At 67.7% G+C, this 17,184-nt stretch carries 16 protein-coding genes and 1 rRNA gene; 13 read left to right on the top strand and 4 right to left on the bottom strand.

Annotation, left to right across the window (positions count from 1 at the left end; genetic code table 11):
- A 5S ribosomal RNA gene (gene rrf, locus ACFXKN_RS28925) occupies positions 1-91 on the top strand; the annotation flags it as partial.
- Between the two features lie 130 nt (positions 92-221).
- Here rrf and ACFXKN_RS28920 read toward each other — a convergent pair.
- The gene (locus tag ACFXKN_RS28920; protein WP_379434195.1) at positions 222-2,135 is read right to left on the bottom strand and encodes a hypothetical protein; all 1,914 of its coding nucleotides are present in this window, start codon (positions 2,133-2,135) and stop codon (positions 222-224) included.
- Between ACFXKN_RS28920 and ACFXKN_RS28915 the strand changes: the two genes are divergently transcribed.
- From ACFXKN_RS28915 to recN, 6 genes are all read left to right on the top strand, one after another.
- Positions 2,025-3,116: a hypothetical protein gene (locus tag ACFXKN_RS28915; protein WP_378973013.1), complete on the top strand. Its 1,092-nt coding sequence runs from the start codon at positions 2,025-2,027 to the stop codon at positions 3,114-3,116. The two genes, ACFXKN_RS28920 and ACFXKN_RS28915, sit on opposite strands and share 111 nt — an antisense overlap.
- A 394-nt stretch (positions 3,117-3,510) precedes the next feature.
- Complete coding sequence (locus ACFXKN_RS28910) at positions 3,511-4,404, top strand: HAD-IIA family hydrolase (protein WP_378972641.1); 894 nt, start codon at positions 3,511-3,513, stop codon at positions 4,402-4,404.
- Positions 4,405-4,417: 13 nt separating this feature from the next.
- Positions 4,418-4,702, top strand: coding sequence for a hypothetical protein (locus ACFXKN_RS28905; RefSeq protein ID WP_378972647.1), 285 nt, complete (start codon positions 4,418-4,420; stop codon positions 4,700-4,702).
- Position 4,703: 1 nt separating this feature from the next.
- Positions 4,704-5,525 carry a TlyA family RNA methyltransferase gene (locus ACFXKN_RS28900; RefSeq protein WP_378972657.1) on the top strand — a complete coding sequence of 274 codons (822 nt, stop codon included), beginning with the start codon at positions 4,704-4,706 and terminating at the stop codon, positions 5,523-5,525.
- Entirely contained in the window at positions 5,522-6,451 is a 930-nt protein-coding gene (locus ACFXKN_RS28895) for an NAD kinase (RefSeq protein ID WP_378972661.1), read from the top strand. Before ACFXKN_RS28900 ends, ACFXKN_RS28895 begins: the two co-directional genes overlap by 4 nt.
- The gene (gene recN, locus ACFXKN_RS28890; protein WP_378972666.1) at positions 6,451-8,220 is read left to right on the top strand and encodes a DNA repair protein RecN; all 1,770 of its coding nucleotides are present in this window, start codon (positions 6,451-6,453) and stop codon (positions 8,218-8,220) included. Before ACFXKN_RS28895 ends, recN begins: the two co-directional genes overlap by 1 nt.
- Positions 8,221-8,405: 185 nt before the next feature.
- Here the strand turns inward: recN and ACFXKN_RS28885 are convergent, their stop codons facing one another.
- From ACFXKN_RS28885 to ACFXKN_RS28875, 3 genes are all read right to left on the bottom strand, one after another.
- Positions 8,406-8,825: an SRPBCC family protein gene (locus tag ACFXKN_RS28885; RefSeq protein WP_378972671.1), complete on the bottom strand. Its 420-nt coding sequence runs from the start codon at positions 8,823-8,825 to the stop codon at positions 8,406-8,408.
- Between the two features lie 91 nt (positions 8,826-8,916).
- Positions 8,917-10,065, bottom strand: a complete 1,149-nt coding sequence (locus ACFXKN_RS28880) for a zinc-binding dehydrogenase (RefSeq protein WP_378972675.1) — start codon at positions 10,063-10,065, stop codon at positions 8,917-8,919.
- Entirely contained in the window at positions 10,058-10,489 is a 432-nt protein-coding gene (locus ACFXKN_RS28875) for a 4-oxalocrotonate tautomerase family protein (protein ID WP_378972680.1), read from the bottom strand. The genes ACFXKN_RS28880 and ACFXKN_RS28875 overlap by 8 nt, the downstream gene beginning before the upstream one ends.
- A 95-nt stretch (positions 10,490-10,584) precedes the next feature.
- Here ACFXKN_RS28875 and ACFXKN_RS28870 point away from each other — a divergent pair, with 95 nt between their 5' ends.
- From ACFXKN_RS28870 to xerD, 6 genes are all read left to right on the top strand, one after another.
- Positions 10,585-11,178 carry a TetR/AcrR family transcriptional regulator gene (locus tag ACFXKN_RS28870; protein WP_378972685.1) on the top strand — a complete coding sequence of 198 codons (594 nt, stop codon included), beginning with the start codon at positions 10,585-10,587 and terminating at the stop codon, positions 11,176-11,178.
- A 204-nt stretch (positions 11,179-11,382) separates the two neighbouring features.
- Positions 11,383-12,582: a putative cytokinetic ring protein SteA gene (gene steA / locus ACFXKN_RS28865; RefSeq protein WP_378972703.1), complete on the top strand. Its 1,200-nt coding sequence runs from the start codon at positions 11,383-11,385 to the stop codon at positions 12,580-12,582.
- The gene (locus tag ACFXKN_RS28860) at positions 12,579-13,520 is read left to right on the top strand and encodes a copper transporter (RefSeq protein WP_378973022.1); all 942 of its coding nucleotides are present in this window, start codon (positions 12,579-12,581) and stop codon (positions 13,518-13,520) included. The genes steA and ACFXKN_RS28860 overlap by 4 nt, the downstream gene beginning before the upstream one ends.
- 204 nt (positions 13,521-13,724) lie before the next feature.
- A complete protein-coding gene (locus ACFXKN_RS28855) occupies positions 13,725-15,446 on the top strand; it encodes a CTP synthase (RefSeq protein WP_379434194.1) in 1,722 nt (573 codons plus the stop codon).
- Positions 15,447-15,467: 21 nt separating this feature from the next.
- Positions 15,468-16,133, top strand: coding sequence for an NUDIX domain-containing protein (locus tag ACFXKN_RS28850; protein ID WP_379434193.1), 666 nt, complete (start codon positions 15,468-15,470; stop codon positions 16,131-16,133).
- Between the two features lie 72 nt (positions 16,134-16,205).
- A complete protein-coding gene (xerD, locus tag ACFXKN_RS28845) occupies positions 16,206-17,138 on the top strand; it encodes a site-specific tyrosine recombinase XerD (RefSeq protein WP_379434192.1) in 933 nt (310 codons plus the stop codon).
- Positions 17,139-17,184: the final 46 nt, after the last annotated feature.

The raw sequence follows: 17,184 nt of genomic DNA, 5'->3' as shown, positions 1-17,184 counted from the left end.
GCCCGGTCCCATTCCGAACCCGGAAGCTAAGGCCACCTGCGCCGATGGTACTGCACTCGACAGGGTGTGGGAGAGTAGGACACTGCCGGAACATCCTTCGCGATAGGGGACCCTTATTTGGGTCCCCTATCGGCGTTTGTGGACTCGATACGAGTTCGGTACGCCAGGCGGACGATGCCCCGTCCTTCGTCCGTGGTTGAATTCTTAGTGGCGGGGCCATGTCAACACTCCCCGGAGGCCGGGGAACCTAGAGAGGGATCGCCGTGTCGGAACACAACGACGGACGGAAGCCTTTCCGCCGGGACGGAGACGCCCCCGGTTTCGGCCGGCGAGGCGAACCGACCGATCGCCCCCGCGGCGGACACGGTGACAATCGCGGCTCTGGCCGTGGCGAAGGCGGCGGATTCCGTCGTGACGACGCCGGCCGAGGAAGCAGCGCCGGTCGTGGTGGTTCCGATCGTGGCAGCTCCGATCGGGGTGGATTCAAGCGCAATGACAGTGGCGACCGTGGCGGCTATCCGCGCCGCGATGACGCCGGTCGTAGCAGCTCCAATGATCGTGGTGGATACCGCGGCAACAACGACGACCGTCCGCGCGGTGGTTCGGATCGTGGCGGCTCCTCCGATCGCGGTGGCTACCAGCGTCGCGACGACAGCAACAAGGGTGGCTACCCCAAGCGCGACGATGCCGGTCGCGGTGGCTACCAGCGGCGCGACGACAACGATCGCGGCGGCTACCAGAAACGTGACGACAACGATCGCGGTGGATTCAAGCGCAGCGACAGTGGCGACCGTGGCGGCTACCAGCGCCGCGATGACGCCGGTCGTGGCGGCTCCGGCGACCGCGGTGGATTCAAGCGTGACGATCGTGGCAGTGACCGTCCGTCCGGTGGTTTCGACCGCGGCGGTGACCGTGGTGGATACCGCGGCAACAACGACGACCGTCCGCGCGGTGGTTCGGATCGTGGCGGCTCCTCCGATCGCGGTGGCTACCAGCGTCGCGACGACAGCAACAAGGGTGGCTACCCCAAGCGCGACGACGCTGGTCGCGGCGGCTACCCCAAGCGTGACGACGATCGCGGTGGATTCAAGCGCGGCGACAGTGGCGATCGTGGCGGTTACCAGCGCAGCGACAGCGGCGAACGTGGCGGTTACCAGCGCCGCGATGACGCCGGTCGTGGCGGCTCCGGCGATCGTGGTGGATTCAAGCGTCATGAAGGCGGCGACCGTTCTGCCGGTGGATTCGATCGCGGCGGTGATCGTGGTGGATACCGCGGCAACAATGACGATCGTCCCCGTGGCGGTTCGGGCGGGGGGTTCCGTCGCGGCGAAGGCGGCGACCGTTCGCGCGGCAGCTCCGATCGCGGCAGTGACCGTGGTGGCTTCCGTCGCAGTGACAGCGACGATCGCTCGCGCGGTGTTTCGGATCGTGGCGGTTACCCCAAGCGCGACGACAAGGGTGGTTACCCGCGTCGTGACGACAGCAACAAGGGCGGCTACCCGCGTCGCGACGACGATCGCGGGCCCCGACGGGACGACGATCGTGGTCGCGGCGGCTTCAAGCGAGATACCCGCGCTGGTGGCGGTCAGGGACGGTTTGTCGGCGAGGACGGCAAGCCGCTCAACGGCACCTACCGTGAGAAGCGCACTGAGCGCGAAAGTGATGTGCTCGGCGTCGTCTCGGCAGCGGCTGCTTCCGATATCGAAGAGTCGACCATCGAACCCCGCGACAGCACGGTCTCGGCCGGCGCATCGGACAACACCTCCGAAGCAGCGAGCGACAAGTCGGCAGGGTCCACTGAGCAGTCCGAGGACGCAGCGACCGAGCGCCCGGAGCCGAGTGCGGCTCGGGTAGCCGACGTCGACAACACGACCGCTGAAGGTGCGACCGCCGATGGTGGCGCGGACGACCGTCACCGTGGCACGGATCGCGACGATCTTCCCCGTGACGAGTCGGATAACGGCCGCACGCGCGGTGACTCGTATCTCGACGACCGGTCTCGTACCGCAGATCGCGACGAAAGCTTGCATGACGCAGATCGCGACGACAGTTCGCGTGGCGCCTCGGATCTTGACGACCAGTCGCGTACCGCGGTCGACGGTGAGCGCGCCTCGGACCGTGACGAAAGCCCGCATAGCGTCGATCGTGACGACCGTGTCCGTACCGAGTCGGACCGCGACGACCGCTCGCGGGGAGCCGATCGAGACGACCGTTCCAGCGGGTCGGATCGTGACGATCGTGCCCGCGCCGACTCCGATCGCGGCGAGCGGCGTGGATTCGCTGATCGCGGTGTTCGTTCGGACCGTGACGACCGCCCGCGTAGCGGCGCGGCCTCCGGTGGTGCGGGGCGGTCCGGTGACTTCGGCGGCGATGATCGCCGACGTGGCGGTGAAGGTGCTCGTGCTGCGGGTGGCCGCCCGGATGATCGCCGTGCGGCTCGTCCCGAGGAGCCCGATCTGCCCGAGGACGTGCAGGCTTCCGATCTGGATCCGGCCGTGCGCCGCGACCTGCTGAGCCTGGACAAGAACAACGCCGATTCGGTGGCCCGGCACATGGTGATGGCCGTCGAGCTGCTCGAAGACGACCCGCGCCTGGCCCTGGCACACGCTCGGGCCGCGCGGCAGCGTGCGGGCCGCATCGCGGTGGTTCGTGAGACCGCCGGTGTGGTGGCCTACCACGCCGAGGAGTGGGCCGAGGCACTGTCGGAGCTGCGGACCGCACGGCGCATGTCGGGCGGTGCCGGGCTGCTCGCGGTGATGGCGGACTGCGAGCGCGGTCTCGGCAGGCCGGAACGGGCCATCGAGCTCGGTCGCAGCGAGGAAGCGCAGACGCTCACCGGTGACGAAGCCGCCGAGCTGCGCATGGTGGTCGCAGGCGCCAGAATGGATCTGGGTCAGTTCGACCAGGCCGTGGTGACGCTGCAGGCTTCCGATCTGGATCCGTCGCGCACCGGTTCCGCCGCCGCGCGGCTGTTCTACGCCTACGCCGATGCATTGGTGGCGGCAGGTCGGACCGATGACGGTCTGCAGTGGTTCCTCAATGCCGCGGCCGCCGATCTCGACGACGAAACCGATGCCGAGGAACGGGCAACCGAACTCACCGGCGACGCGCAGTAGACAGCACACGGCCGCAGGCAGGGGACCTTCATGAGGTTCCCGGCCTGCGGCCTTCTTCATGCTGGAGCGTGTTCGGGCGGGCCCTGTCGAACAAGCAGGTGTGAGTAAGCGGGCGGTCCCATGGACCATCCGACGCCCTCGGCTCTGCGCCGAACAGTGGTCCGGTATGGCCACGCGGGAACCGCTGAGTGCCATCAACATCGGTCGATGATCCCGTCCGCGACGCGCGGGACTTCGACGTGGAACCAGGCACACTGCGCCCGAACACGTGCCACATGCTCGATCATGAAGGGTGCGAGCGCTATTCGACAGCCGAGGAGAACCGAAGCTGTCGGTGCCTACGCTTAGGGTCGCGGATGTGTTCGACCCGGCAGTGACGACGGAGTGAGGGTGGATGAACCGGCTGCGCGATCAATATGACGCTTTGCTGCTCGACCTGGACGGAACGCTGTACCGCGGACCCGAGGTCATCGAAGGCGCTCCCACAGCGCTTGTACCGGACGGTGCTTCGGCCCAACGTTTGGTCTACGTCACCAACAACGCCGCGCGCGGCCCCGGTGCCGTGGCGCACCACCTGGACGAGCTCGGCTACCCGGCCACCGCAGCTGACGTGGTGACCAGTGCGCAAGCCGCCGCCCGCATGCTGTCCGAACGGCTGAGCCCCGGTGACAGGGTGCTCGTCGTCGGAACCGACGATCTGGCCGCGGAGGTGAAGGCCGTCGGCCTCGACCCCATCCGCCGGTTCGGCGACACCCCACCGGCCGCGGTCGTGCAAGGCCACTCGCCGACAACCGCGTGGCCCGACCTCGCCGAAGCCGCCTACGCCTTACGCGCCGACGCGCTGTGGATCGCCGCCAATACCGACCGCACCCTGCCCAACGAGCGTGGCCTCGCCCCTGGCAACGGCTCGATGGTCGCTGCCCTTGCCACCGCCTCCGATCGTGAACCCCTCGTCGCGGGCAAGCCCTACGCGCCGCTGATGGAAGACGCTATCGAGCGAGCGGGCACCCGGCGCGCCCTGGTTGTCGGCGACCGTCTCGACACCGATATCGAGGGCGCCAACGGCCTCGGCCTCGACTCGCTGCTGGTGCTGACCGGAGTCAGCACGCTCGACGAGGTGATCGGCGCACCCGCAGCCCGGATCCCTACCTTCATCGCCGCCACCCTCGACGCCCTCAACGACGCCGTCGTGGCCGAGCCCGCCGCTCCTGCGGACATCGCGGAACTGTTGCGACAGTATCCCGGCCGGGCGGTACGGGTGCGCGCGGCCGATTCGGAAATCCGATAGCGTTGACGTCACGATGAGTACTGCGAGTTCACCGCCGAACGGCGCGCCACAGCCACCCCGGCCCGGGATTCCCGTGCCGGGCGCTCACCTGCCCGGCGTCCCGGCACCTCAGGAACCGGCCGATCCGAGCAGGATCAAGGCCGACGTCGATGCACTGCTCGCCGAGCTCGGCCCGCGTCCCGCCGTGAGCCCGGCGGAGAACACCGAGACCGGTGCCGACATCACCCGCCGTGCGCGCATCCTCGAGCAGGCGCACGACGTCCTGGTGGACGCGCTGGCGACAGTGGACAAGATCTGAGGTGGCCAGGCGAGCGCGCGTGGACGCTGAACTGGTTCGCCGCGGATTGGCGCGATCGCGAGAACACGCGGTCGAACTGATCAGCGCGGGCCGCGTCCTGATTGCCGGAACTGTCGCCGTGAAACCCGCGACGGCCGTGGAGACGGGAACCCCGCTGATCGTGCGGGAAGAACCCGACGAGGTGTCGTGGGCCTCGCGTGGTGCGCACAAACTGCTCGGCGCACTCGAGGCGTTCGAACCCGAGGGGCTCAGCATCGCGGGTAAGCGGTGTCTGGACGCGGGCGCGTCGACCGGCGGGTTCACCGATGTGCTGCTCAACAAGGGCGCGCGCGAAGTGGTCGCGGTCGACGTCGGCTACGGCCAACTGATCTGGCGACTGCAGAACGACGACCGGGTCCGGGTGTTCGACCGCACCAACGTGCGCAACATCACCCCCGAATCCATCAGCGGCACAGTCGAAATCGTCGTCGGCGACCTGTCGTTCATTTCGCTCGGGCTCGTGCTGCCTGCCTTGGCTGCCTGCGCGGCCGACGGTGCTGATCTGCTGCCGATGGTGAAACCACAGTTCGAGGTCGGCAAAGACCGCGTCGGCTCGGGCGGGGTGGTGCGTGACCCGGCGTTGCGAACCGAAGTGGTGTGCGAGGTGGCCAACGCCGCGGCCGCGCTCGGACTGCGCACCCTTGGTGTGGTCGCCAGTCCGCTGCCGGGTCCGTCGGGCAATGTCGAGTACTTCCTGTGGCTGCGCAAGGTCGGCCCGTTCGACTACGACGCCGAACAGGTGCGGGCGCTGGTCGCGCACGCTGTCGAGGAGGGTCCGCAGTGAGTACGCACGCCGGCGGCAGGGAGATCCTGCTCGTCGCCCATCCCGGCCGCGCGGAAATCATCGAGACCGCGCACCGGGTGGCGAAGATCTTCGCCGAAGCGGGCATCTGCCTGCGGGTGCTGGCCGACGAGGCCGACAGCACCCGGTTCTCCGACGAAGCCGGGTACCCGGTACGCGTGGTGCCGCACAGCCCGTCCGCGGCGCAGGGCTGTGAGATGGTGCTCGCCCTCGGCGGTGACGGCACCTTCCTGCGCGCGGCCGAACTCGGCAGGCCCGCGGGCGTGCCGGTGCTCGGAATCAACCTGGGCCGCATCGGCTTTCTCACCGAAGCCGAGGCCGAGAACCTCGACGAGGCACTCTCGCAGGTGGTCGATCGCGACTACCAGGTGGAAGACCGGATGACCATCGACGTCACCGTGCGCGTCGACGACACGATCGTCGAACGTGGCTGGGCGCTCAACGAGGCCAGCCTCGAGAACGCGCAGCGGATGGGTGTGCTGGAAGTGGTGCTCGAAGTGGACGGGCGGCCCGTCTCGGCGTTCGGCTGCGACGGCATCCTCATTTCCACCCCCACCGGGTCGACCGCCTACGCGTTCTCGGCGGGCGGGCCGGTGGTGTGGCCCGAACTCGAGGCGATGTTGGTGATCCCGAGCAACGCCCACGCATTGTTCGCGCGGCCACTGGTGACCAGCCCGGAATCGCTCATCGCGGTGGAAACCGTGGCGACCGGGCACGATGCGATCGTGTTCCTCGACGGCAGGCGCACTCTCGCGTTACCGCGTGGCGGCCGCGCCGAAGTGGTGCGCGGCGAACGGCCGGTACGTTGGGTGCGGCTCGATTCGGCGCCCTTCGCCGACCGGATGGTGCGCAAGTTCCGGCTGCCGGTCACCGGCTGGCGGGGCAGACAGCGAACGGAAGAGCACTGATGCTGACAGAGATCAGGATTGACGGACTCGGTGTCATCTCGACGGCCACCGCACAGTTCCATGCCGGTCTGACCGTGCTCACCGGCGAGACCGGTGCGGGCAAGACCATGGTTGTCACCAGCCTGCACCTGCTCAGTGGTGCTCGCGCTGACGCGGGTCGAGTACGCCTCGGCGCGGCGAAAGCCGTGGTGGAGGGCCGTTTCGTCGTCGACGACGTGAACGAGGCAGCGCGCGCGGCGGTCGGGGAAGTGCTGGAATCGGCGGGCGCCGAAGCCGACGAGGACGGCAGCGTGATCGCGGTCCGCACCGTCAACAGCGACGGACGCTCGCGCGCACACCTGGGTGGGCGCGGGGTGCCCGCCGCGGTGCTCGGCGAGTTCACCTCCCGGCTGCTGACCGTGCACGGACAAAACGACCAGTTGCGGTTGCAGCGGCCAGAACAGCAACTGTCGGCACTCGACCAATTCGCCGGCGACGGCGTCGCGGGACTGCTGCGCAAGTATCAAGTGCACCGTCGGTCCTGGCTGGACGCGCGCACCGAACTACTCGAACGCACCGCGCACAGTAGGGAATTGGCGCTAGAGGCCGATCGACTCAAGTATTCGCTCACCGAAATCGACGGCATCGCGCCCGAACCCGGTGAGGACACCCGCCTGGTCGCCGAGATCCGCAGGCTCAGCGATCTCGATTCGTTGCGCGAGGCCGGCGTCGCCGCGCACGAGTCACTGTCTGGTCCGACCGACGCACCGGCCGACGGCGGTGGCGTGCTCGATCTGCTCGGTGGTGCCCGCGCCCGCCTGGATTCCGCCGACGACCCAGCGCTGGCCGCGCTGGCTCCACGTCTGGGCGAGGCGATCGCGGTGGTGGTCGACGTGGCCACCGAACTCAGCAGCTATCTGTCGGAATTGCCGTCCGATCCCAGTGCGCTGGACTCGATGCTCAACCGTCAGGCCGAGCTCAAATCCCTGACTCGTAAATACGCGTCCGATATCGACGGCGTGATCGCGTGGGCCGACGAGTCGCGCTCGCGCCTGGATTCGCTCGATGTGTCCGAGGACGCGCTGGCCAAGCTGGCCGACGAGGTCGAGACCGCCGCGGGCAAGGTGCGGGAAGCGGCACGCAAACTCAGTGCCGCGCGCGCCAAGTCGGCGGGCAAGCTGGCGAGCGCGGTGAGTACCGAGCTCGGTGGCCTGGCGATGGGCAAGGCGCGCTTGGAAGTCCAAGTCCGTCCGCTACCGGCCAGTGCCCAGGATTCGGCGCCGCTCGAGATCGGCGGGGTGCAGCTACATGCCGGGTCCAACGGCTGCGATGAAGTGGAATTCCGGCTCTCCGCGCATTCCGGCGCGCAGTCGCTGCCGTTGAGCAAGAGCGCTTCCGGCGGTGAACTCTCGCGGGTGATGCTCGCACTCGAGGTGGTGCTCGCCGGGTCCGATCACGGCGCGACCATGGTGTTCGACGAGGTCGACGCCGGTGTCGGTGGCCGGGCCGCGGTGGAGATCGGCAAACGATTGGCGCGCCTGGCCCGCACCCACCAGGTCATCGTCGTGACCCACCTTCCACAGGTAGCGGCCTTCGCCGACACCCACCTGGTGGTGAACAAGTCCGACGACGGAAAAGGCAAGGTGGACAGCGGTGTTCGCACGCTGACCGACGACGAACGAGTAGTGGAACTGGCACGCATGCTCGCGGGTCTCGACGACACCGAGACCGGCCGTGCGCACGCGGAAGAACTACTCGAAACCGCGCGAGCTGAACGGCTACCTGCCTGAACCAGCGATCCCCGCAGCTCCGAGTCCGTCATGACGGCATTCCCCGCCCGGCACGACCCGACCTCGAGGAGGGCCCGCGACGCAGCGGCGGTTCGCGGCCGTCTCGCAGTTGCGGGCTCGAAGCGCATGCGCCGCAACTGCGGGACCGGCGGGGTCGCGAACTCGAGCGCGCCAGCGCTCCAGGATTACCGCAGGGCTTTGCGCACGCCGCCGATGAGCTGGTTGGTCAGCTGACGCAGGCCGAACTCGAGCACCGGCGCGGGCACGGGCAGCGACGGCTCGGACTCCATCGTGTACACCACGCGGGTGCCGCCCTCACTGGTATCGGCGAAGGTGATGATGCCGACATGGCGCTTGACCGGCGCACCCTTGACGATCTTGTATTCCATTCGCTCGCCGGGGACCAGCGCGGTGATCTCCTCGGTGACGCCTGCCTTGCCGAAGCCGAGCACGTGCTGGGCACCGACGCCGGTGGCCGGATCGCCCGCTTTGACGAGCTTGACCTGGACCGGCAGGTACGGGCTGACGCTCTCACGCTCGGTAAAGAGGCGGTAGACGATGTCGCGAGGTGCGTCGAAAACCGTCTCGACGGTGCTGCGTGCCATGTATGTGTCTCCTGTCCGAAATATCTGTGACCCGGAGCATACGGGTAGTTGTCGCGACCGTTCCGATCTGGCCGCCGTGGTGCGGTGCGTCCTATCCCTGATTCGTTTCGGCGGTGTGGACACGGTCACGGCGCAGGACCAGTTTGGTGGTGTGGGCCGTGTAGGCCTGGGGTGCGTCCTCCCAGTCGGCGGTGAGAGTGGTAACCAGCTCGGCTGGGAAGTCTTGTCGCGCAAGGAAATCTAGGAGTTCGGGCAGGACCGGTCGTACGTTGGAGACGCCGATCTTCAAGGTGGCGTCGTTGGCGTACATGTGCATGAGTGGAACCTTGGTGCCCGGCGGTAGGTAATAGCCGACGGGCTGGCAGAACCCGCCCGGAGCAAGCGAGCGCAGGGCGAGATCGACACCGGTGGCCGTCGATGTGCCCTCCACGGCGATGTCGTAGTCGCCGCGCGGGATATCGGAGTGCCGCAGACGGCGCTTCGAAGCCGCAGCAGATGCTCGGGCGCCGAGCTTTTCGGCGATTGCGAGTCGTTCGGGCCGGTGGTCGACATAGTCGACGACCTCCGCTCCGTGCCGGACCGCGAGACCTGCCGCATACAGTCCGATGCTCTGTGCGGCACCGCCGAGGACGAGGACCTTGCCTCCCGGGCGGTGCCGCAGCGGCGGGACGACGCAACGCCAGGCGTCGGCGAGGTTATCGCTAGCTGCCGCTACCCGGACGGGGTCGACGCCGGCGGGAACCGGCACGAGCATGTGGTCCGCGAAAGGGATGCGCAGCAGGTCGGCGACCATGCCGCCCCAGGAACCGCTCGCCGGTCCGAACCCGAAGGCCGCCAGCGTCGAGGTGCGGGTGGTGGTGCACTTCGCGGTGAGCCCCCTGAGGCATTCGCGGCAGTCGCCGCACGACACCGACCACGGGACCACGACCACATCACCACGGCGCAGCGTGGTGATGTCGGCGCCGACCTCGATCACCTCGGCGACGCACTCATGCCCGATCGCGAACGGCCCCTGGAACGGGACCGGCCCGCAAACACTCGCGACCGCCGGATCGATCAGTCCGGTTCGCAGGCCGAGTTGCATTGCCCGCGAGACGTGGCGGTGGATCGGCATCGTGTCGCCGTCGCAGCGCCCAGCGACAAATGGACGCACCAGCGCGTCGCGCGAATCCTGGAGCACCGGGGTCGGGCGTTCCCGCCACTCCAGGTGTCCGGTGCGGATGAACTGCAGCTCACGCATCCGCGCGCCGCCCCTGCGCGAGTGCGGCGAGTTCCTGGAACTTCACTATGGTGCCCGCCGCGCCCCAGGTGCCCTCGGGCTGGTCGTGGACGAGCACCCACACGCGCAGGGCATCAGCTTCGGTGAGGCCTGCCGCGGCGAGGATCAGGTCGGTGACCTCCTTGACGAGTCCGGCTTTGCGGCGCTCCGAGAGTCCACCCGCCGGAACTGTCACTTTCACCAGGAACCGGGCGAGCTCGTCTTCGAGTGCCGCGAAGCCGCCGTCGGCGACCTCCTCGATGCGGCACCAAGCCTGTGCGCGGAAGAACGCGTTGTCGGGCGCGCCTTCCCATTTCAGCAGCGCCGCGGGCAGCGACTTCATCAACTCGGCGCGCGCCTCGGCGGCCAGCGCCCCGGCGGGGCTGGTCAGATGAATCATCGGCATGATGCGCTCCTTCGGGCGGGGTCGGACATCTTATGACGCTCGTTATAATTATGGAACGCTACTATATGACGGTTGTTATAGCCAGGGAGGTGAGCGTGCCGAGCAAACCAGCGGATTCTCCGGATTCGCGCCAGAAGCTGGTGGTGGGTGCCGCCGACCTGATCCGTCGCCGCGGCCTCGGTGCTACGAGCGTGCGCGATCTAGCGAAACACGCGGGCGCGCCGTTGGGGTCGACCTATCACTACTTCCCCGGCGGCAAAACGCAACTGGCCACCGAGGCGGTCACCTACGCGGGCGACCTAACCGCGTCGGTGCTGGAGCGTGAGCTCGGCAATGGTCCCGTCGACGGGCTGAACGCCTTTCTTCGCATGTGGCGGAAGATCGTGGTGGACACTGACTTCCATGCGGGCTGTCCCGTCCTCGCAGTCTCCATCGAAGACTCGCCGGATGCCGAGGGGGCTCCTCGCGAAGCGGCAGCGGCGGCCTTCGTGAAGTGGGCCGAACTGCTCGCGATGTCGTTGTGCGCACACGGTGCCGAGCGGCCCGACGCGGAACGCACCGCCACCTTGATCATCGCCGCCGTCGAAGGAAGCGTGGCGATGTGTCGCGCGCAACGCAGCACCCAACCCCTTGATCGCATCACAGACCAGCTCGAACTCCTGGTGCAGATTGTGCTCAATGGCCGGTAGCGCTCAACCGCTCCGCTCCGGGCGAGCGTCGTGATCGGGGCGTTGATCGAGCTGTGGACGCCGAAAGCCGACCAGGATCGGCGACCGTGGTCTCAGGCCCGTGAACTCGGTAGCGGTGGCGTCGATCGGTCACAGTGACGAATGCGAGCGGTGGTTCGGCGCGCCTCCACCAAAGGTTGAGGGTTTCGCTTCATCATCGGCCCCATGAAGATGCCGGCGTTGTTGTCACGGAACACGGAAACGTTGCCCGGTGTCGCCGGGATCGCCCGGGTGGATCGCGATACCGGGCGATTGCTGAGGCGGGTCGGGCCGGGGGATGTGGTCGTCCTCGACCAGACCGACCTGGACCGCCACACCGCCGACCGGCTGGTCGAGGCGGGGGTGCTCGCGGTGATCAACACCTCCCCGTCGATTTCCGGGCGGTATCCCAATCTGGGACCGGAAGTGTTGGTGGCCAACGGGATCGTGCTGATGGACACGGTGTCCTCCGACGCGTTCGGCAGGATCAAGGACGGCGCCAAGGTTCGCATCGACGCCGGCATCGTCTACGCCGACAAGCTGACCAAGAAGGAACCCGAGGTTCTGGTCGAGGGCATCGAGTTCGACGAGTCGGCCATCGCCGACCGGATGATCGAGGCGCGCAACGGTCTTGCCGACCACCTCGACGCGTTCGCGGGCAACACCACCGAATTCGTGCGCACCGAGAGCGCACTGCTGATCGACGGTGTCGGGGTGCCCGATATCGAGCTGAACATGCGTAACCGGCATGTGGTCGTGATCGCCGACGGCTCCGGCCATCTCGCGGAGTTGCAGCGTCTCAAGCCGTTCATCAAGGAGTACGCGCCGATCCTGATCGGTGTCGGCAGCGGCGCCGACACGTTGCGCAAGCTCAAATACACGCCCGACCTGATCGTCGGCGATCCCGACGAAATCAGCACGGAGACATTGAAATCCGGCGCCGAGATGATCCTGCCCGCCGACACCGACGGGCACGCGAAGGGGCTGGAGCGGATCCAGGATCTCGGCATCGGTGCCACCACGTTCCCGTCCTCGGGTTCGCCGACCGACCTGGCACTGATGCTCGCCGATCATCACGGCGCGTCACTCATCGTGCTGGCGGGCGCCCCCGCGTCGCTCGAGGATTTCTTCGACCGTGGTCGTCGTGACAGCAACCCGGCCACCTTCCTGACCCGGTTGAAGGTCGGCGCGAAACTGGTGGACGCGAACGCGGTGTCGACCCTGTACCGCCACCGTTCCGCCGGTGCCGCGTTGGCGCTGGTGGTGCTGGCCGCGCTCGTGGCGATCGTGGTGGTGATCTTGGCCTCGCGCAACGGCTCCGAGGTACTGGACTGGGCGATCGAGTACTGGAACAGCTTCGTCCTGTGGGTGCGTGGTCTGCTGTGATCTCGCTGCGTCAGCACGCCATCTCGATCGCGGCGATCTTCCTCGCGCTCGCGGTCGGGGTGGTGCTCGGTTCACACACCCTCGCCGGCGACATGCTCGCGGGCCTGCGGTCGGACAAAACCGACCTGAACACCCAGGTAGACGCGCTGACCACCCAGAACGCCCAACTCGCCGCCCGTCTCGACGCCGCCGACCAGTTCATCGCGGGCTCGGCAGCCCGAATCCTGAACGGCACCCTGGCCGACCGCACGGTCGTCGTCCTCACCACCCCCGACGCCGACCCCGCCGATATCGACGGCGTGAGCGAGTCCCTGCGGACAGCAGGCGCCACAGTGACCGGCCGTATCGCCCTCACCGAGTCTTTCGTCGACGCGGGGGAGGGCGACCGCATGCGCTCCACCCTGACCAACATCGTCCCCGCGGGCGCTCAACTGAACACCGGCGCCGTAGACCAGGGCAGCCTCGCAGGCGACCTCCTCGGCCTTGCCCTGCTCCAAGACCCCACAACCAACCACCCCCGCAGCACCCCCCAGGAACTGTCCCTCATCCTCGAAACCCTCCGAGGCGGCGACTTCCTCACCTACACCGACCCCCCGACGAGACCCGCGCAACTAGCCGTGGTCATCACCGGCAACGGTGTCGAACCCGACACCGGCCAGGGCGCGACTATCGCCCGCTTCACCGGCGCCCTCCGAGCAAGAGCCGCGGGAACAGTCCTAGCAGGCCGCGCAGGCGCCGCCGAGAACAACGCCGCCATAGCCACCGTAAGAGCCCAGGCCCCCCTGTCAACAACAGTCACGACAGTCGACAACGTAGACCGCGAAATAGGCCGAGTAACAACAACACTCGCCCTGACAGAACAACTCACCGGCGGCGCAGGCCGCTACGGAACAGGCACATCAGCGACCTCCCTCACTCTGGTAGCCATGCCCCGCTGATTGAGAACCTCACCACCTTCCCGACGCGAGCTCCCGCGACTCGCACTCAGGACAGAACTCCTGATCTCGCAAGAACATGGGTAACTCACCGGGCACGTCCAGAAGTCTCGAACCCCTCTCCGCAGGCCCGGCAAACCAACACGCGGGCCCGCAAACGACCGGCAAAATACGCGGAGAGGCGGACTAGCGGTACAGTGGTGGTCCGTGGGTCATCAACGGAATCAGGCTAAGAATGCCACCAAGCACATCTTCGTGAGCGGTGGCGTCGCCTCCTCATTGGGTAAGGGTCTCACCGCCTCCAGCCTCGGTCAGCTCCTGACCGCGCGCGGCATGCGGGTGACGATGCAGAAGCTCGACCCGTATCTCAATGTCGATCCGGGCACCATGAACCCGTTCCAGCACGGCGAGGTGTTCGTCACCGAAGACGGCGCCGAGACCGACCTGGACGTGGGTCACTACGAACGTTTCCTCGATCGCGATCTCACGATGGACGCGAACGTGACCACGGGCCAGATCTATTCGACGGTGATCGCCAAGGAGCGTCGCGGCGAGTATCTGGGCGATACGGTGCAGGTCATTCCGCATATCACCGATGAGATCAAGAATCGCATCCTGGCGATGCAGGGTCCTGATCTCGAGGGGCATGTGCCGGATGTGGTGATCACCGAGATCGGTGGCACCGTCGGTGACATCGAGTCGCAGCCGTTCCTCGAGGCGGCCCGCCAGATCCGTCACGATGTGGGTCGCGACAATGTGTTCTTCCTGCATGTGTCGCTGGTGCCGTATCTGGCGCCCTCGGGTGAGCTCAAGACCAAGCCGACCCAGCATTCGGTGGCCGCGCTGCGCAATATCGGTATCCAGCCCGACGCGCTGATCCTGCGTTGTGACCGTGAGGTGCCGCAGGGTCTCAAGAACAAGATCGCGTTGATGTGTGACGTCGATGTGGAGGCGTGCATTTCCACGCCGGACGCGCCGTCGATCTACGACATCCCGAAGGTGCTGCACAGCGAGGGCCTCGATGCCTATGTGGTGCGCAAGCTCGGGCTGCCGTTCCGCGACGTGGATTGGGCGGTGTGGGGTGATCTGCTCGATCGCGTGCATTCCCCGCGCGAGACCGTCGAGGTGGCGCTGGTCGGCAAGTACGTCGATCTGCCCGATGCCTACCTGTCGGTGACCGAGGCGCTGCGTGCGGGTGGTTTCGCGCATCGTGCCAAGGTGAACATCCGCTGGGTGCCCTCGGACGAGTGCGAAACCGAAGCCGGTGCCATCGCGGCGCTGCGTGATGTCGACGCCGTGCTGATCCCCGGTGGATTCGGTATTCGCGGTATCGAGGGCAAGCTCGGCGCGATCGGCTACGCCCGCCACCGTGGTATCCCGCTGCTCGGCCTGTGCCTCGGTCTGCAGTGTGTGGTTATCGAGGCGGCGCGTTCGGTCGGTATCGCCGACGCGAACTCGGCGGAATTCGAGCCCGAGACCAAGAACCCGGTGATCTCGACCATGGCCGATCAGGAAGACGTCGTCGCTGGTGAAGCCGATCTGGGTGGCACCATGCGCCTGGGTGCCTACCCCGCGACCTTGAAGAAGGGCTCGGTCGTCGCGCAGGCGTACGGCACCGAGAACGTGTCCGAGCGGCACCGGCACCGGTTCGAGGTGAACAACTCCTACCGCGCCGCCATCGCCAAGAGCGGGCTGGTCTTCTCCGGCACCTCGCCCGACGGGCACCTGGTGGAGTTCGTCGAATACCCGGCTTCGGTGCATCCGTTCTTCGTCGCCACCCAGGCGCATCCGGAGCTCAAGAGCCGTCCGACCCGGCCGCATCCGCTGTTCGCGGCGCTGATCAACGCCGCGTTGAAATACAAACTGGCCGAACGCCTTCCCGTAGACTTCCCGGAGGAAGAGCTCGCGGAGCAGGCCGCGGAAGCCTAGGAAAATCGGCGATAGGAACGCATGAGCGAGCCCGGTAGTCACGACTTCGAGACGGTGTCGAGCCGGGTGCTCTACAGCGGCGCGATCCTGGCCTTGCGTCAGGATCAGGTCAGGATGCCGGACGGGCGCGTCGCCGAGCGTGAGGTCATCGAGCATCACGGTGCTGTCGCGGTGCTCGCGCTCGACGACGACGGCAATGTGGTGCTGATCCGGCAGTATCGGCATCCGATCGGTACCCGGCTGCTGGAACTGCCTGCCGGGCTGCTCGATATCGAGGGTGAGGACCCGCTCACCGCGGCCAAGCGTGAGCTGGCCGAGGAGACGGGCCTCGCCGCCGCGCAGTGGTCGGTGCTGGTGGATGTGGCCTTGTCGCCGGGCTTCACCGACGAGGCGCTTCGGGTGTTCTTCGCGACCGGTCTCAGCGCCACCGACCGGCCCGATCCCGAGCACGAGGAAGCGGACCTGGAACTGGTGCGGATGCCGCTCGACGAGGCGGTGCGAGCCGCGCTCGCGGGGGAGATCGTGAACGCGACCGCGGTCGCCGGCGTGCTCGCTTATGCCGCGGCGCGGGCGGGCGGGGTGTCGATGCGCGCCGCCGACGCGCCGTGGCCCGGTCAGCCGACGACGTTCCTGCGGCGCAAGGCAGCCGATGCGCGGTCCGCACCGGCTCGCGGTAACCACGCGTGAGCACCGCGGCGGCCCGCGCTTCGGTGGCGGGTCCCGCCGCGGTGGTCGGCGGGGAGTAGACGGGGCAGTGGCGTGCTCGAGCGGGAGATAGACGCCTACTTCGACCATTTGGCGGTCGAGCGCGGAGCCGCGCGCAATACCCTCGGTGCCTACCGTCGTGATCTGGCCCGCTACCGGAATTTCCTCGCCGGTCGCGGCGTCGAGAGCTTGGGCGCGGTGGCCCAAGGCGACGTCGCCGAATTCACCATGGCGTTGCGTTCCGGCGGCACCGATCACCCCGCGCTGGCCGTCGGTTCGGTGGCGCGGGCGTTGATCGCGGTCCGCGGACTGCACCGGTTCGCCGCCGCAGAAGGCATTACCGACACCGATGTGGCGCACGCGGTGAAACCACCCGCGCCGGGTCGGCGGTTGCCCAAAGCGCTGCCCTACGACCAGGTTCTGCGACTTCTCGAGTCGGTGGGCGGCGAACCGGATGGCTCCGACGGGGGACCGCGCGGACTGCGCGACCGAGGTCTGCTGGAACTGCTCTACTCCACGGGCGCGCGGATCTCGGAAATGGTCGGGCTCGACGTCGACGATATCGACGCCGAGCAACGCTGTGTGGTGCTGCACGGTAAGGGCGGAAAACAGCGCCTCGTCCCGATCGGCCGCCCGGCCCTCGCCGCCGTCGACGCGTACCTGGTGCGCGGCCGTCCCACCCTGGCCGCGAGCGGAAAACGTTCCGGCGGAGCGCTTTTCCTCAATGCTCGCGGTGGCAGACTGTCCCGGCAGAGCGCATGGCAGGTGTTGCAGACCGCCGCCGAACGTGCCGGGATCGGGGCGACGGTCTCACCGCACACCCTGCGGCACTCCTTCGCCACCCACCTGCTCGACGGCGGCGCCGACGTGCGGGTGGTGCAGGAACTGCTCGGCCACGCGTCGGTGACCACGACCCAGATCTACACCCTCGTCACGGTGAGCACCCTGCGCGAAGTATGGGCCACCGCCCATCCGCGTGCCACGTGAACCGTACCCACCGGTACGCGCTGAGCAGGTATCGTGCGAACACGCC

This window comes from Nocardia sp. NPDC059195 (assembly GCF_042754695.1).
Lineage (GTDB): Bacteria > Actinomycetota > Actinomycetes > Mycobacteriales > Mycobacteriaceae > Nocardia.
Note: the sequence above shows the minus strand (reverse complement) of the source record. Positions and strands in the feature narration are given on the sequence as shown.

Bases quoted from the DNA above. Each gene is read 5' to 3' on its own strand.
- ACFXKN_RS28875 (WP_378972680.1), bottom strand. From the start codon at position 10,489: ATGCCGATGATTCATCTGACCAGCCCCGCCGGGGCGCTGGCCGCCGAG.
- ACFXKN_RS28905 (WP_378972647.1), top strand. From the start codon at position 4,418: ATGAGTACTGCGAGTTCACCGCCGAACGGCGCGCCACAGCCACCCCGG.
- steA (WP_378972703.1), top strand. From the start codon at position 11,383: ATGAAGATGCCGGCGTTGTTGTCACGGAACACGGAAACGTTGCCCGGT.
- ACFXKN_RS28910 (WP_378972641.1), top strand. From the start codon at position 3,511: ATGAACCGGCTGCGCGATCAATATGACGCTTTGCTGCTCGACCTGGAC.
- ACFXKN_RS28850 (WP_379434193.1), top strand. From the start codon at position 15,468: ATGAGCGAGCCCGGTAGTCACGACTTCGAGACGGTGTCGAGCCGGGTG.
- recN (WP_378972666.1), top strand. From the start codon at position 6,451: ATGCTGACAGAGATCAGGATTGACGGACTCGGTGTCATCTCGACGGCC.
- ACFXKN_RS28885 (WP_378972671.1), bottom strand. From the start codon at position 8,825: ATGGCACGCAGCACCGTCGAGACGGTTTTCGACGCACCTCGCGACATC.
- ACFXKN_RS28920 (WP_379434195.1), bottom strand. From the start codon at position 2,135: ATGCGGGCTTTCGTCACGGTCCGAGGCGCGCTCACCGTCGACCGCGGT.
- ACFXKN_RS28880 (WP_378972675.1), bottom strand. From the start codon at position 10,065: ATGCGTGAGCTGCAGTTCATCCGCACCGGACACCTGGAGTGGCGGGAA.